This is a genomic window from Mycobacterium montefiorense (genome assembly GCF_003112775.1).
GTDB classification, from domain to species: Bacteria; Actinomycetota; Actinomycetes; order Mycobacteriales; family Mycobacteriaceae; genus Mycobacterium; species Mycobacterium montefiorense.
Genome location: NZ_BFCH01000002.1, coordinates 259,473 through 273,266 on the forward strand (window position 1 = coordinate 259,473; position 13,794 = coordinate 273,266).

At 66.5% G+C, this 13,794-nt stretch carries 16 protein-coding genes; 10 read left to right on the top strand and 6 right to left on the bottom strand.

Translation table 11 applies throughout. From position 1 onward, the window contains the following. The first annotated feature begins 6 nt into the window (after positions 1-6). Entirely contained in the window at positions 7-810 is an 804-nt protein-coding gene (locus DB708_RS02280; RefSeq protein ID WP_108920305.1) for a CbtA family protein, read from the top strand. Further along, on the top strand, positions 807-1,358 hold the full coding sequence (locus DB708_RS02285) for a histidine phosphatase family protein (RefSeq protein ID WP_108920306.1): 552 nt from the start codon (positions 807-809) through the stop codon (positions 1,356-1,358). The genes DB708_RS02280 and DB708_RS02285 overlap by 4 nt, the downstream gene beginning before the upstream one ends. Here the strand turns inward: DB708_RS02285 and DB708_RS02290 are convergent, their stop codons facing one another. After that, positions 1,359-2,714 (bottom strand): class A beta-lactamase-related serine hydrolase, encoded by a 1,356-nt coding sequence (locus tag DB708_RS02290; protein ID WP_235616605.1) that lies wholly within the window; start codon positions 2,712-2,714, stop codon positions 1,359-1,361. Continuing rightward, the gene (mhuD, locus tag DB708_RS02295; protein ID WP_108920308.1) at positions 2,707-3,027 is read right to left on the bottom strand and encodes a mycobilin-forming heme oxygenase MhuD; all 321 of its coding nucleotides are present in this window, start codon (positions 3,025-3,027) and stop codon (positions 2,707-2,709) included. The genes DB708_RS02290 and mhuD overlap by 8 nt, the downstream gene beginning before the upstream one ends. Before the next feature lie 64 nt (positions 3,028-3,091). On the opposite strand from mhuD, the gene DB708_RS02300 reads away from it, so the two are divergent. After that, complete coding sequence (locus tag DB708_RS02300; protein WP_108920309.1) at positions 3,092-3,847, top strand: alpha/beta fold hydrolase; 756 nt, start codon at positions 3,092-3,094, stop codon at positions 3,845-3,847. Here the strand turns inward: DB708_RS02300 and DB708_RS02305 are convergent. Continuing rightward, the gene (locus DB708_RS02305; RefSeq protein WP_108920556.1) at positions 3,830-4,714 is read right to left on the bottom strand and encodes an HhH-GPD family protein; all 885 of its coding nucleotides are present in this window, start codon (positions 4,712-4,714) and stop codon (positions 3,830-3,832) included. The two genes, DB708_RS02300 and DB708_RS02305, sit on opposite strands and share 18 nt — an antisense overlap. A gap of 30 nt (positions 4,715-4,744) precedes the next feature. Between DB708_RS02305 and DB708_RS02310 the strand changes: the two genes are divergently transcribed. After that, positions 4,745-5,362, top strand: a complete 618-nt coding sequence (locus DB708_RS02310; protein ID WP_108920310.1) for a carbonic anhydrase — start codon at positions 4,745-4,747, stop codon at positions 5,360-5,362. 135 nt (positions 5,363-5,497) lie between these two features. Further along, positions 5,498-6,304: a hypothetical protein gene (locus DB708_RS02315; RefSeq protein WP_108920557.1), complete on the top strand. Its 807-nt coding sequence runs from the start codon at positions 5,498-5,500 to the stop codon at positions 6,302-6,304. Between the two features lie 8 nt (positions 6,305-6,312). On the opposite strand, the gene disA is transcribed toward DB708_RS02315, so the two are convergent. Genes disA through DB708_RS02330 form a run of 3 tightly spaced genes read right to left on the bottom strand, consistent with a single transcriptional unit; the run spans position 6,313 to position 9,427 of the window. Beyond that, complete coding sequence (gene disA / locus DB708_RS02320; protein WP_108920311.1) at positions 6,313-7,386, bottom strand: DNA integrity scanning diadenylate cyclase DisA; 1,074 nt, start codon at positions 7,384-7,386, stop codon at positions 6,313-6,315. A 14-nt stretch (positions 7,387-7,400) separates the two neighbouring features. Further along, complete coding sequence (radA, locus tag DB708_RS02325) at positions 7,401-8,822, bottom strand: DNA repair protein RadA (protein ID WP_108920312.1); 1,422 nt, start codon at positions 8,820-8,822, stop codon at positions 7,401-7,403. 50 nt (positions 8,823-8,872) lie between these two features. Further along, a complete protein-coding gene (locus tag DB708_RS02330; RefSeq protein ID WP_409347545.1) occupies positions 8,873-9,427 on the bottom strand; it encodes a hypothetical protein in 555 nt (184 codons plus the stop codon). A 312-nt stretch (positions 9,428-9,739) separates the two neighbouring features. On the opposite strand from DB708_RS02330, the gene carD reads away from it, so the two are divergent. The 5 genes from carD to rlmB are packed head-to-tail and all read left to right on the top strand — an operon-like array spanning position 9,740 to position 13,785. After that, positions 9,740-10,228: an RNA polymerase-binding transcription factor CarD gene (carD, locus tag DB708_RS02335; protein ID WP_007166539.1), complete on the top strand. Its 489-nt coding sequence runs from the start codon at positions 9,740-9,742 to the stop codon at positions 10,226-10,228. A gap of 15 nt (positions 10,229-10,243) precedes the next feature. Continuing rightward, on the top strand, positions 10,244-10,915 hold the full coding sequence (gene ispD, locus DB708_RS02340) for a 2-C-methyl-D-erythritol 4-phosphate cytidylyltransferase (RefSeq protein ID WP_108920313.1): 672 nt from the start codon (positions 10,244-10,246) through the stop codon (positions 10,913-10,915). Next, the gene (gene ispF / locus DB708_RS02345) at positions 10,912-11,391 is read left to right on the top strand and encodes a 2-C-methyl-D-erythritol 2,4-cyclodiphosphate synthase (RefSeq protein ID WP_108920314.1); all 480 of its coding nucleotides are present in this window, start codon (positions 10,912-10,914) and stop codon (positions 11,389-11,391) included. Before ispD ends, ispF begins: the two co-directional genes overlap by 4 nt. A gap of 51 nt (positions 11,392-11,442) precedes the next feature. Continuing rightward, positions 11,443-12,852, top strand: coding sequence for a cysteine--tRNA ligase (gene cysS, locus DB708_RS02350; RefSeq protein ID WP_108920315.1), 1,410 nt, complete (start codon positions 11,443-11,445; stop codon positions 12,850-12,852). Continuing rightward, complete coding sequence (gene rlmB, locus DB708_RS02355; RefSeq protein ID WP_108920316.1) at positions 12,853-13,785, top strand: 23S rRNA (guanosine(2251)-2'-O)-methyltransferase RlmB; 933 nt, start codon at positions 12,853-12,855, stop codon at positions 13,783-13,785. Positions 13,786-13,794: the final 9 nt, after the last annotated feature.

The window sequence follows — 13,794 nt, forward strand, 5'->3', positions numbered from 1 at the left end:
TCCGGCGTGGAGAAGCGTCTGATCGGACGCGGGCTGCTGGCGGGCGCAATCGGCGCCGTGCTGGCATTCGTATTCGCCCGTCTGTGTGCCGAACCCGTAATCGCCCGGGCGATCGACTTCGAAGACGGTCGTACCGACGCCGAGAATGCCCACGGTGTGCATGAGCATGGCGCGGAGCTGTTCACCCGCGGCGTGCAGTCCAACCCCGGACTGGGCTTTGGTGTGCTGATTTTTGGTGTCGCCATGGGTGCGCTGTTCGCCGTGCTGTTCTGCGTCACCTATGCCCGCACTGCAGGCCGTGCGGACAGTCCTGCGCCGCGCCAACTTTCGCTGCTTTTGGCGGCGGGTGCCTTCGTGGCGGTCTACCTGGTGCCGTTCGTGAAATATCCGCCGAACCCGCCCGCCGTCGGTCAGTCCGATACCATCGGGGCCCGCACCGGCTGGTATCTGCTGATGGTGCTGGCGTCGGTGGTGCTGGCGAGCGGGGCGGTGTTGCTGGCCCGGCGACTGGCTGACCGATTCGGCCGGTGGAATTCACGGCTGCTCGCGGCCGGGGCTTACCTGGTCGCCGTCGTGGTGGTGATGGTGGCGTTACCAACGGTGGACGAGACGCCCGCGCCGTTGCGCGACGCCTCCGGCACGATCATCTACCCGGGCTTTCCCGCGGATGTGCTCTACGAATTCAGGCTGCTGTCGTTGGGCACGCAGCTGCTGCTGTGGGTCACCATCGGCCTGGTCTTTGCGACACTTGCCGACCGGTTGCTGACAGAGCGCTCCGAGAACGGACGGGTATCGAGCATCGCGGCGTGACGGAGGTCGTCCGGCTGACCCTGGTGTCGCACGCGATGACCGACGCTATGGCGGTGGTACGCTTTCCGACCGACGAGCCGCTCAACGAAACCGGGTGTCGGCAGGCGAAAGCCGCCGTGGGCCTTGATATCCCCGGGGCTCGGCACCTCGCCGGACCCGAGCGGCGCACCCGCCAAACCGCGGAGTTACTCGGGTTGCAGGCCACGGCCGAGCCGCGGTTGGCCGACCTCGACTGTGGCAGCTGGCGTGGACAGACACTCGGTGCCGTGGCCGCGGCGGACCTTGAGGTGTGGCTGACCGAACCGGCATGCGCGCCGCACGGCGGGGAATCCGTCGTCGACCTCACCGAGCGGGTGGCCGGATGGCTGGCGTCGTTGATCGAAGAGCCTTCGCGAATCGTTGCGGTGACCCATCCGGCAGTGATCCGGGCGGCGATCCTGGTGGCTCTCGGCACTGGGCCGAAGTCGTTCTGGCGCATCGATATTGCACCGGTTGGCGCAACGACGATGCATTACCGCAACGACTGCTGGACGCTGCGGCTGCACTGACTACTGCGGCGCGATCAGCGCGAACGCCCGCTTGGCGACCTGCAGCATCCAGCCCGTCACCTTCGGCCCATGATCGCGCGGCCAGTTCAGCTGGAAGCTGACGACCCACGGCTGTTGCGTCTTGTCGACGGCATACCAGCTGAAGGTCAGATCGCCTGGCAGGCCACCGGCTTTCGCCCCGATATACGGCCAAACATTTCGGTCCAGCTGGATACCCGAGACCGCGGACAGGATCTGCTTGATCGGTGCAGCCTCGCCGACCGCGTCGGCTTGCAGCGCCGCATGGATTCGGCAGATGTCCTCGGCGCTGCCGTACCACTCCGCTCCGTACGCCGACGCCGGGGTGTGGGCGCGAGCCGGATCAGGTTCATACGGTGCTGAATTCGCCTGTGCCAGCAGCTGGGCGCGGACCTGCGGGGCTGCGTTCTGCCACTGGCTGCGCAGATCCGGTCGGCCCCAGCCGATGGAGAATAGCTCGTACATCGTGGGGAAGGGAGTCATGCTGGCCGGATCGTGATGGCCGGCCGTGGCGAGCGCGGATTCGATGGCGCGCGTGCCCATTCTTTCGATCAGCAAATCGGTGGCCATGTTGTCGCTGTTGGCGATCATCTTCGCGGCCGCGGTGCGCACCGAAACGTGGTCGCCCGGAGCAAGTCCCAAGCCCGACGAACCAACCGCCTTGCTCTTTTCGGTGACTGTCAACTGATCGTCCCAGGACACCGTGTGGTTGCGAATTGCGCCCGCCAATGCGTGCAACACGTAAAGCTTGAAAATTGATGCCAGCGGCAGAGATTCGCCGGTATTGGTGCCCACCACCGGATCGCAGCGGCCATTGTCGACCTTGGCGACCTGATAGGAGTACCGCGCACCGGTCTTGCTCAGCGTGGCGTCAATGTCATGCCATGAGGTGATGGTCGGCGCCAGTGTCTCGAGCTCAAACCGATCAACCCGCCCGACGTCGTCGGTGTGAATCCGGATGTCTTGGCGCGCGCCGTAGGACGAGGTGAGGTGCAGCGTGGCAACGCTGGCGCTGATGTCTACCCCGTCGAGGGCGAACGGACGATCCCACCAGAGTTCTTCCATGGTGGTTTCCACCGAGTCCACCTTGTCGGGCGCGGCCAGAGTGCGAACTCCGACCGGGCCGATCGGCCAGTCCGAGTTGAGCATGTCGACGGTCTGCTGAGCCCGCAGGCCGGGAGGCGTCCGGGTATCGATCGCCCGCCCGGCGTTGGCCGCGTTCGCCTGTGGTGACGGTGATGGGGAGCAACCCGGTGCCAAGGTCGCGACCAGTGCGGCGGCCGCGGTGACGGCCACGAAGCGGTGCCGCGTGGGACCCAGCCTTTTCGGCCTATTCAGTCGGCTTACTCCCGGCCACGTCCATGACCACCTCGAATTCCAGCAACGACGCGCCGGTCGCCACCGGGTTGGCACGCTGACCAGCATGAGCTTCGACGGCGGGCCCACTCGCCCAGGCCTGGAATGCTTCATCGGACTCCCAGTGTGTCACGACGAAATAGCGGTTCTCACCCTTGACCGGGCGCAACAGCTGAAAGCCGAGGAAGCCGGGTTGGTTGTCCACGGCGTGTGCCCGGTGGGCGAACCGCTTCTCCAGCTCAGGGCCGGCGTCGGCCGGTACTTCGATGGCATTGATCTTCACCACTGGCGACATGTCCGCCAGGCTACCCCGCCCCCTGCCTCGTCCCACCCCTGGGCGGGACACGCAAGATGGTGCTATGCCCACCACCTTGTTGACCGCTCACGGCGGGCACGGTGAGCCGTTGATCCTGGTGCACGGCCTGATGGGCCGCGGCACCACCTGGTCGCGTCAGCTGCCGTGGCTGACCCGGCTGGGCACCGTCTACACCTACGACGCGCCGTGGCATCGCGGGCGCGACGTGCAGGACCCGCATCCGATCAGCACCGAGCGCTTCGTGGCCGATCTAGCCGACGCGGTAACCACATTGGGGGTACCGGTACGGCTGGTGGGGCATTCGATGGGTGCCCTGCACTCCTGGTGTCTGGCCGCGCAGCGTCCCGAATTGGTTTCGGCGCTGGTGCTCGAGGACATGGCGCCGGACTTCCGCGGCCGCACTACCGGTCCGTGGGAGCCGTGGCTGCATGCTCTTCCGGTCGAATTCGAAACTGCGGAACAAGTATTCAGCGAATTCGGGCTGGTAGCCGGGCAGTATTTCCTGGATGCCTTCGACCGCACCGACACCGGTTGGCGGCTACACGGCCATACTTCGCGATGGATAGAGATCGCCGCCGAATGGGGAACCCGGGACTACTGGACGCAGTGGCAAGCGTGCCGGGCGCCGGCGCTGCTGCTCGAGGCCGGCAACTCCGTTACCCCACCGGGCCAGATGCAGGCGATGGCGAAGACCGGTTCTCCGACAACGTATTCGGCTATTCCTGAAGCCGGTCACCTGATTCACGACGAAGCTCCGCAGCTGTACCGCCAGGCGGTCGAGTCATTCCTCGCCGGCTAGCCCGAATCGGCCGTCGGCCGTCTGGGTCACCAGGCCGTCGGCGAGCAGCGAATACAGGGCGCGGTCCCGCTGCGCGGTATCGGTCAGCCAAGCCACGTCGAGCGCAGCTCGGGTAACCGGAGAGTCGTTGGCGCGCAACACATCCAGTAACCGCCCGCGGACCTGACGATCTGTTCCGGCGTAGGTCTGAACGCGGCGGGCCGGGGATTGCGCGGGGGGAAAGCCGGCATGCCGCCACGCGCACTGATCGACTGGGCACAACCCACAGCGGGGTGTTCGCGCCGTGCATACCGTGGCGCCCAATTCCATTAGTGCCACCGAAAACTGAGGCGCCGTATCGCCTTTCGGCAACAGCGCCGAGACGTCGGCATGGTCGCGTGTCGCAGAGGGTGTACCGGCGTCGGCCAGGCCGTGCACGGCGCGGGCAACCACCCGACGAACATTGGTGTCCACCACCGGCACCCGCTTGCGGTAGGCGAAGCACGCCACGGCCCGCGCGGTGTAGCTGCCGATACCCGGCAAACCCAACAGGATCTCGACGTCGTCGGGAACGACGTCGCCGTGATCACGCGCGATGACGATGGCGCATTCATGCAAGCGTTTTGCCCGCCTCGGGTAGCCCAGCTTGCCCCAGGCCCGCAGCACGTCGGCAGCACTGGCCGCGGCGGTCGCCGACGGGGTCGGCCAGCGTTGTACCCATTGCGTCCAGATCGGCAGCACCCGGGCCACCGGCGTCTGCTGCAGCATGAATTCGCTGACCAGAATCTGCCACGCGTCCACACCCGGTTCCCGCCAAGGTAGATCGCGGCGCGTGCGTTCGTACCACCCCAGAAGTTCATGAACGGGGATTTGCCCCGGGCTAGTCATCGCCGCCCGCAACACGCCAGAATGTGTCCCATGCCCAACTCCAATCCGGTATCAGCATGGAAAGCACTCAAAGAGGGTAACGAGCGATTCGTCGCCGGACAGCCTGCGCACCCGAGCCAGAGCGTCGAGCATCGCGCCGGCCTGGCTTCCGGTCAGAAGCCGACCGCGGTGATCTTCGGTTGTTCGGACAGCCGGGTCGCCGCCGAGCTGATCTTCGACCAGGGTCTGGGCGACATGTTCGTGGTGCGCACCGCCGGACAAGCCATCGACACGGCAGTGCTGGGCTCGATCGAATACGCGGTCGTGGTGCTCGACGTTCCGCTGATCGTCGTCCTCGGCCATGACAGCTGCGGTGCCGTCAAGGCTGCCATCGGCGCGGTCGACGACGGTGCGATACCAGGGGGGTTCGTGCGCGACGTGGTGGAGCGGGTCGCACCGTCGATCCTGATGGGCCGCCGCGACGGGCTGAGTCGGGTCGACGAGTTCGAGGCACGGCATGTGAGCGAGACGTTGGCCCAGCTCACATCGCGTTCTGCCGCCATCGCCGAGCGGGTGTCGGCCGGCAAGGTGGCACTCGCCGGGGTCACCTATCATCTCGCCGACGGGCGAGCGGCGCTGGTCGACCACATCGGAGACATTGGCGAGTAGGGGGCGAGTAGCTCCGTTTCCGCCTCGCGCCGCGGGGCCGCTAACACGGGCCTAACACGTTCGAAGGTCAGCTAACATCGCGACACGCCGAGTCGGATCGGACAAATCGGTGTGACCTGGACTTACGGTGTGATCGTGCTGGATCTAGAACCACGTGGCCCGCTACCCACGGAGATCTATTGGCGGCGCAGGGGGCTGGCCCTGGGGATCGCGGTCGTCGTAATCGGCATTGCTGTCGCGGCTGTCCTTGCCTTCATGGGTAACGGTGCGGGCGCCAAACCCGCCAGCGTCAACAAGGCCGGATCGGCTCAAAACACGCCCGCCGCGCCGCCGCCGCAAGCACCACCGCCGCCGGGGCAGGAAGGTGTCACCCCGGTGCCGGCGCCGCAGGGTCAGAACCCTGAGGCCGTGACGCCCACCGCTGCGGTGCAGCCACCGCCGGTGCTGAAGGAGGGTGATGACTGCCCCGATTCGACGCTGGCCGTCAAGGGGCTGACCAACGCTCCCCAATACTTCATCGGCGACCAGCCGAAATTCACGATGGTCGTCACCAACATCGGGCTGGTGGCCTGCAAGCGCGACGTGGGTGCCGCTGTGCTGGCCGCCTACGTCTACTCGCTGGACAACAAGCGGCTGTGGTCCAACCTGGACTGCGCGCCGTCCAACGAGACGCTGGTCAAGACCTTCACTCCGGGTGAACAGGTGACGACGGCGGTGACTTGGACGGGAATGGGCTCCTCGCCGCACTGCCCGCTGCCGCGGCCGGCGATCGGCCCGGGCACTTACAACCTGGTCGTCCAGTTGGGCAATCTGCGCTCGCTCACGGTTCCGTTCATCCTGAATGTTCCGCCGCCCCCGCCGGGCCCGGTGCCGGGTCAGCCGGCGGTGCCGCAACCTGAGGCCCCGCCCGGGGTTGGTCCCGGTCCCTCGCCCGCGGGGTAGTTGGTCTGTCAGCTGAGCGGGTCGGCGATCGTCGACTCCGCCAGCTGCGACAGCCCTTCCCGCACATGGCGGGCCCACATTGCGCCGATGCCGTCGACCGATTGTAGGTCGTTGGCGCTGGCGGCCAGCAGACCCTGCAGTGTGCCGAAGTTTCGGACCAACAGATCCACATGGGCGAACTGCAGCCGCGGGATACCGGCCATCGCGCGATAGCCACGCGAGCTCAGTGCCGAGTCCTGCGCCTCTGCCGTCGTCGGATAGCCGAAAACCTTTGCTAACGAGGTGATTTCGAGCAGCTCGGTGTCCGACAACGCGTCCAGCTCATCGAGTGTCGCGATCATCTGTGCATCCGATAGCGGCTCGGGGCTGGCATGGTAGTCACGCACGATCAGTTCTCGATCGGCGTCGTTGCCGCCCAGCAGCTCCTCGAGTTGCAGCCGCAGCTGGCGTCCGTCGGTACCCAATTCGACAACGTCGTAGTCGATCACCAGGCCGATCCGACGGACCAGCTCGAGTCGCTGCACCGCGGTCATCACGTCGCGCAGGGTGACGAAGTCTTCGATCTCCGCGCGCGACAGCTGCCGGCTGACCTCGTCGAGCCGGGTCTTGTAGCGCTCCAGGGTCGCGATGGCCTGGTTGGCTCGCGACAGGATGGTCGCGGAATCGGCGAGCACATGGCGTTCCCCGCCCACGTAGACGGTGACGATGTTCATCGAATGGCTGACCGAGATCACCGGGTGACCGGTCTGGATCGCGGCTCGTTCCGCCGACCGGTGCCGGGTGCCCGACTCGTCGGTGGGGATCGACGGATCGGGCACCAGCTGCACGTTGGCCCGCACGATGCGGCTGGCGTCGGTGGACAGCACGACGGCACCGTCCATCTTCGCCAGTTCACGCAACCGCGTCGGGGCGTAGCGGACATCGAGAGCGAAGCCACCGTCGCAGATGGCCTCGACGTTCTCGTCGTTGCCGAGCACGATCAGCGCGCCGGTTCGGCCACGCAGAATGCGCTCCAGGCCATCCCGGAGCCCGGTGCCAGGTGCCAGGCGGGCGACTGTTTCACGCAGGGTCGGACGGGTCACAGGCTGTCATTCTGCTACGCCAGGGCTCGCGGCGTGGCAATGTCTAGCCGTTCGAGTCCACAGGGCCTGCTGCTGCGGTGGTCGGCGATGTCGCTCATGTGCTCCAGCGCCGCGCCGATGGTGGGTGCGCTCAGCGCTCGCATGCTCCGTGGAACGGCGTCGCATCCCGGTGGAATCAGCGCGATGGTGAACCCCTGCCGCGCGGCTTCGGCCAGCCGCCGGTCCATCCCGCTGACCCGGCGCAGATCGCCCGCGAGCCCCACCTCACCGACCATCACCGCGGTTGTCGGCAGCGGCAGATCGGTCAATGCCGAAGCCAGCGCAATCGCGACGGCGAGATCCGAGGACGGATCGGTCAACCGCATGCCGCCCACAGTGGACAGGTAGATGTCGTTGGCGGCCAGCGGCAGCTTGGCGTGCTTTTCCAGCACGGCGGTGATCATCGCGGCGCGGGAGTGATCGATCCCGCTGACCGCGCGGCGCGGTGAACCGGCGTTCGGTGTGGCCAGCAACGCCTGCACTTCGCCGATCAGCGGCCGCTTGCCGTCCAGGGCGACCGTGATCGCGGTACCCGCGACCGGGCTAGGCCGTTGATCCAGGAACAGGTTGGACGGGTCGGCTATGCCCTCAATTCCGTTGTCGTGCAACATGAAACAGCCGACCTCGTCGGCGCCGCCGAATCGGTTCTTGATTCCGCGGACCATCCGCAGCGAGCCGTTGCGGTCGCCCTCGAAATGCAGCACGACGTCGACAAGGTGTTCCAGCGAGCGTGGTCCCGCGATCGCCCCGTCCTTGGTGACGTGGCCGACGAGAATCAGCGCCACGCCGTTGGCCTTGGCCGCGGCGGTCAGCGCCGCCGTCACCGCCCGCACCTGCGTGACCCCGCCGGCGACGCCGTCGGATTCGGTGGTGGACATGGTCTGCACCGAGTCGACGATCACCAGTGCGGGCTTGACCGTCGCGATGTGCTCGAGCACGGTGTGCAAGTCGGATTCGGCGGCCAGGTAGACCTCGTCTGAACTGCAGCCCATCCGATCCGCGCGCAGCCTGATCTGGCCTGCGGACTCCTCACCGGAGATGTACAGCGCGCGCTGTCCGGACTGCGCCCACAGGTGGGCGACCTTGAGCAGCAACGTCGACTTACCGACGCCCGGGTCACCCGCCAGCAGCGTCACCGAGCCGGGCACCACGCCGCCGCCGAGCACCCGGTCGAGTTCGTCGATGCCCGTCGCGCGGTGCTGACTGGCGTTGGGTTGGATGGAACTGATCGGAACGGCGCGCGAAGCCCCGTTGACCGAACGGCGGCCGCCCACCGTGCCGAGTACGGCTACCTGATCGACGGTGCCCCAAGTGCCGCATTCTCCACAGCGGCCCACCCATTTTGCGGTGACGTGCTGGCACTCCGAGCAACGGTATTGCGAGCGCGCATTTGCCACGTCATGACGGTATCCGGCGGGGGCGACAAGCCCCGCTGCAACACGGCCGTTTAGGCCTCCGGCGGCGCCATCCCGGCGGAAATCGGCACCTGCACGCTGGCCTGCCCGGCCTTCTCGAAGGTGAAGGTGAACTTGTAGCTGAGGCCGTTCGTGATGGGCTTAGCCAAGTTGACGGATGCCTTGGCCGCACTGTTTGGGTTGAGCGGGCCCGGCGCCACCTTCTGGCCTTCCGGCGTACCGATGAATAGCATCCCGCTGGCGGGCAAGCTGGGGTCGCCGGTCACCGTCACGGTGCCGATGTCACTGCTGATGCCCAGCAGCCGGTCCGCGACATCCGGAGACTGATTCACGGCCACCAGGACCAGGTCGACGCTCTTACCCGGTCGCAGATAGTCGCCGGTCTGGGACGCCTGGATACGGATGTCGCGCAGCGCCACGTTGTTGATCGAGACTTTGTTGCCGTTGACGGCAGGCTCCTGGGTGGCCATCTGCGAGATCTGCCCGGCGCCGCAGCCGGTCAGCACGGCGGCTACCAGCGCGGCCAGGCCGACGGCGGCGACTCGGGCGCGAAGGCGGACCGCGAAGCTGTTCTTGAAGCGGTTCACTCGATGCCTCCTGGGCTCGGTCTGGCTGGTCAGGGGAAGTCGCGGCGCGACGACAGCGGGGTCAACTGTGCAACTATGCACAGTAGTAGGAACGCCGCTCCAGCGGTAGCGCAGGTGGCAGACCAGCACCGCAGCACCTGCAGCGGGCCCACTGCCGTGGGCAACAGGCGGCATTGATAGTGTGTTTGATTGCACGTCTTCCCGCTTCTGTCAACCCCTATTGAGCGCGCGTTGTGCCCCTGACCTGCACTGTTGCTTCGCGTGTGTTGGACCGCCGTGCTAGACTGAAGTAACGAAAGGGGCTCGAATCAGATGATCTTCAAGGTCGGCGACACCGTTGTTTATCCACACCACGGTGCTGCGTTAGTCGAGGCGATCGAAACCCGCACCATCAAAGGGGAGCAAAAAGAGTATCTCGTCTTGAAAGTTGCGCAGGGTGACCTGACCGTTCGAGTTCCCGCAGACAACGCCGAATACGTCGGGGTCCGTGACGTCGTCGGACAAGAAGGTCTCGACAAGGTCTTCCAGGTATTGCGCGCCCCGCACACCGAGGAGCCGACCAACTGGTCGCGCCGCTACAAGGCCAACCTCGAAAAGCTTGCTTCCGGCGACGTCAACAAGGTTGCCGAAGTGGTCCGCGACCTGTGGCGTCGCGATCAGGAACGCGGTCTATCCGCGGGTGAAAAGCGCATGCTGGCAAAGGCCCGGCAGATTCTTGTCGGTGAGTTGGCGCTTGCTGAGAGCACCGATGATGCCAAAGCGGAGACCATCCTCGACGAGGTTCTGGCCGCCGCTTCCTGAAGGCCCTGAGTTCAGGTGGTCGGGGGCGCAGTTGTCGCAGTGGTCCCGGCCGCGGGGTTGGGGGAGCGGCTGCGTGCCGGTATCCCTAAAGCATTCTGCGAACTCGACGGTCGCACTCTGCTTGAGCGGGCCGTCGCGGGTCTGCTGCAATCGGGGGTCGTTAACCATGTCGTGGTGGCGGTACCCGCCGATCGCATCGATCAAGCCAAACAAGTCCTAGGCTCGGCAGCCACCGTCGTGCCGGGCGGCGCCGGGCGCACCGAATCGGTCAGTCTGGCTTTGTCCGCCCTGCCCGGCGAACCCGAGTTCGTCTTGGTTCATGACGCCGCCCGGGCATTGACTCCGCCCGATTTGATCGTCCGGGTGGTCGACACTTTGCGGGCCGGGCACAGCGCCGTCGTCCCCGCGCTGGCGCTGCATGACACCATCAAGGCCGTGGATGCCAACGGCGTGGTGCTGGGCACGCCGGAGCGGGCCGGGCTGCGCGCGGTGCAGACGCCGCAGGGTTTCGCCGCCGAGCTGTTGCTGCGCGCATATCAGCGCGCTGCCGGCGCGGTTTTCACCGATGACGCATCTCTGGTTGAGCACGTGGGTGGCCAGGTTCAGGTCATCGACGGCGACCCGCTGGCATTCAAGATCACCACCCAGCTGGATCTGCTGCTGGCCCATGCGATTGTGCGCCGGTGAACGAGTTGCCGCGGGTCGGTCTGGGTACCGATGTACATCCGATCGAGTCCGGACGGCCCTGCTGGCTGGTAGGGCTGCTGTTTGCCGATGCCGACGGCTGCGCCGGACACTCCGACGGCGACGTCGCCGCGCACGCACTGTGCGATGCCGTGCTGTCGGCTGCCGGGCTGGGTGACATCGGGGCCGTGTTCGGCGTCGACGATCCGCGGTGGAAAGACGTCAGCGGCGCCGACATGCTGCGCCACGTCGTCGATTTACTGTCGGAGCACGGCTTTCGGGTCGGAAACGCCGCCGTGCAAGTGATCGGCAACCGGCCGAAGATCGGTCTGCGGCGCGCCGAGGCGCAGCAGGTGTTGTCGGATCTACTGCGGGCGCCGGTATCCGTCTCGGCGACCACCACCGACGGGCTGGGCCTGACGGGGCGGGGCGAGGGTTTGGCGGCGATCGCGACTGCCCTGGTTGTCGCGCACGCATAGCCCCGCGAGCTGCGATCGGCCGATCGGAACTAGCAGGTAAGCTGGCACGTCGTGACCGATCGCCCCCCCATGCGGCTACACGACACGGCAGCTGGTGCCGTGCGTGATTTCGTTCCGCTGCGCGAGGGGCACGTCTCCATCTACCTGTGTGGCGCCACCGTTCAGGGGCAGCCGCACATCGGGCATGTCCGCAGCGGCGTGGCCTTCGACATCCTGCGCCGTTGGCTGATGGCGCGCGGTTACGACGTCGCATTCATCCGCAACGTGACCGACATCGACGACAAGATCCTCAACAAGGCGGCTGGCGCGTGCCGACCGTGGTGGGAGTGGGCGGCCACCTACGAGCGGGCATTCACCGCGGCCTACGACGCCCTGGACGTGCTGCCGCCATCGGCGGAGCCGCGAGCCACCGGCCACATCACCCAGATGGTCGAGTTGATGGACCGCCTGATCGAGAATGGTCACGCGTATGCCAGCGGCGGCGACGTGTACTTCGACGTGCTCAGCTACCCCGAGTACGGCCAGCTGTCCGGCCACCGGATCGATGACGTCCATCAGGGCGAGGGCACGGCCACCGGCAAGCGCGATCAGCGCGACTTCACCATGTGGAAGGGCGCCAAACCGGGCGAACCGTCATGGCCGACGCCGTGGGGCCGTGGGCGCCCGGGCTGGCACCTGGAATGCTCGGCGATGGCGCGCACATATCTGGGCCCAGAATTTGATATCCATTGCGGTGGAATGGATTTAGTATTCCCGCACCACGAAAACGAAATCGCTCAATCTCGTGCGGCCGGGGATGGATTCGCCCGCTACTGGCTGCACAACGGCTGGGTGACGATGGGCGGCGAGAAGATGAGCAAGTCGCTGGGTAACGTGCTGTCCATCCCGGCGATGCTGCAGCGCGTTCGCCCGCCCGAACTGCGCTACTACCTCGGCAGCGCGCATTATCGATCGATGCTCGAATTCTCCGAGACCGCCCTGCAGGACGCAGTGAAAGCCTATGTGGGAGTTGAGGAATTCCTGCACCGGGTGCGGGTCCGCATCGGTGGCGTCGTCTCGGGTGAGTGGACGCCGCGGTTCGCCGAGGCGCTCGACGACGACCTCGCGGTGCCGATCGCGCTTGCTGAGATCCACCACGCTCGAGCGGAGGGCAACCGGGCACTCGACGCCGGCGCTCACGAAGGCGCCTTGCGGCAGGCCGGTGCGATCCGGGCGATGATGGGGATCCTGGGCTGCGACCCGCTCGACGAACGCTGGGAATCGCGCGACGAGACTTCGGCGGCCCTGGCGGCTGTCGACGTGCTGGTCCAAGCCGAACTGGAAAGCCGCAAGCAGGCCCGCGAGGAGCGCAATTGGGCTCTGGCAGACCAGATCCGGGATCGACTCAAGAACGCTGGCATCGAAGTCACCGACACCGCCGACGGGCCGCAGTGGGAGCTGCTGGCCGGTGACGACAAGTAGATGGCCGGAAACTCGCGGCGCCAGGGGGCGATTCGTAAATCTGGTTCCAAGAAGGGTCCGACCGTTGGTTCGGGCGGCCAACGGCGTCGCGGACTGGAGGGCCATGGTCCCACCCCGCCGGCGCACATGCGCCCCAACCATCCCGCTGCCAAGCGCGCCAGCCGGCCGCAGCAACGCAGGCCCGCTAAACGCACCGACGAAACCGAAACGGTGCTCGGGCGCAACCCGGTGTTGGAGTGTTTGCGCTCCGGGACTCCCGCGACGGCGCTCTACGTCGCGCTTGGCATCGAGGCTGACGAGCGAGTAACCGAATCTGTCACCCGTGCTGCTGATTTAGGTATCGCGATCCTGGAAGTGCCGCGCACCGACCTGGACAGGATGACCACCAACCATCTGCACCAGGGCATCGCGCTGCAGGTGCCGCCATACAACTATGCCCACCCCGATGATCTGCTCACGACCGCTCTGCAATCCCCCCCGGCGTTGCTGGTCGCATTGGACAACATCTCCGATCCGCGCAATCTAGGCGCGATCGTTCGCTCGGTCGCGGCCTTCGGCGGCCACGGCGTCTTGATACCGCAGCGCCGTTCGGCCTCGGTTACGGCGGTGGCGTGGCGAACCAGCGCCGGTGCGGCCGCCCGCATTCCGGTGGCTCGAGCCACCAACCTCACCAGGACACTGAAGAATTGGGCCGACCGCGGGGTGCGGGTGATCGGGTTGGATGCCGGTGGCGACACCGCGGTCGACGACCTGGACGGCCGCGACCCGATCGTGGTGGTGGTCGGTTCCGAAGGCAAGGGCCTTTCTCGGCTGGTACGGCAGAACTGCGAACAGGTGGTGTCGATACCGATGGCCGGTGATGCCGAATCGCTGAATGCCTCGGTGGCCGCCGGGGTTGTGCTCGCCGAGATCGCGCGTCAGCGCAGGAGTTAACCCGATTGC

What these genes read in the sequence shown, in the direction of transcription:
- DB708_RS02305 (WP_108920556.1), bottom strand. Translation starts at nt 4,714, where the DNA reads ATGACTAGCCCGGGGCAAATCCCCGTTCATGAACTTCTGGGGTGGTAC.
- DB708_RS02300 (WP_108920309.1), top strand. Translation starts at nt 3,092, where the DNA reads ATGCCCACCACCTTGTTGACCGCTCACGGCGGGCACGGTGAGCCGTTG.
- DB708_RS02310 (WP_108920310.1), top strand. Translation starts at nt 4,745, where the DNA reads ATGCCCAACTCCAATCCGGTATCAGCATGGAAAGCACTCAAAGAGGGT.
- rlmB (WP_108920316.1), top strand. Translation starts at nt 12,853, where the DNA reads ATGGCCGGAAACTCGCGGCGCCAGGGGGCGATTCGTAAATCTGGTTCC.
- carD (WP_007166539.1), top strand. Translation starts at nt 9,740, where the DNA reads ATGATCTTCAAGGTCGGCGACACCGTTGTTTATCCACACCACGGTGCT.
- mhuD (WP_108920308.1), bottom strand. Translation starts at nt 3,027, where the DNA reads ATGTCGCCAGTGGTGAAGATCAATGCCATCGAAGTACCGGCCGACGCC.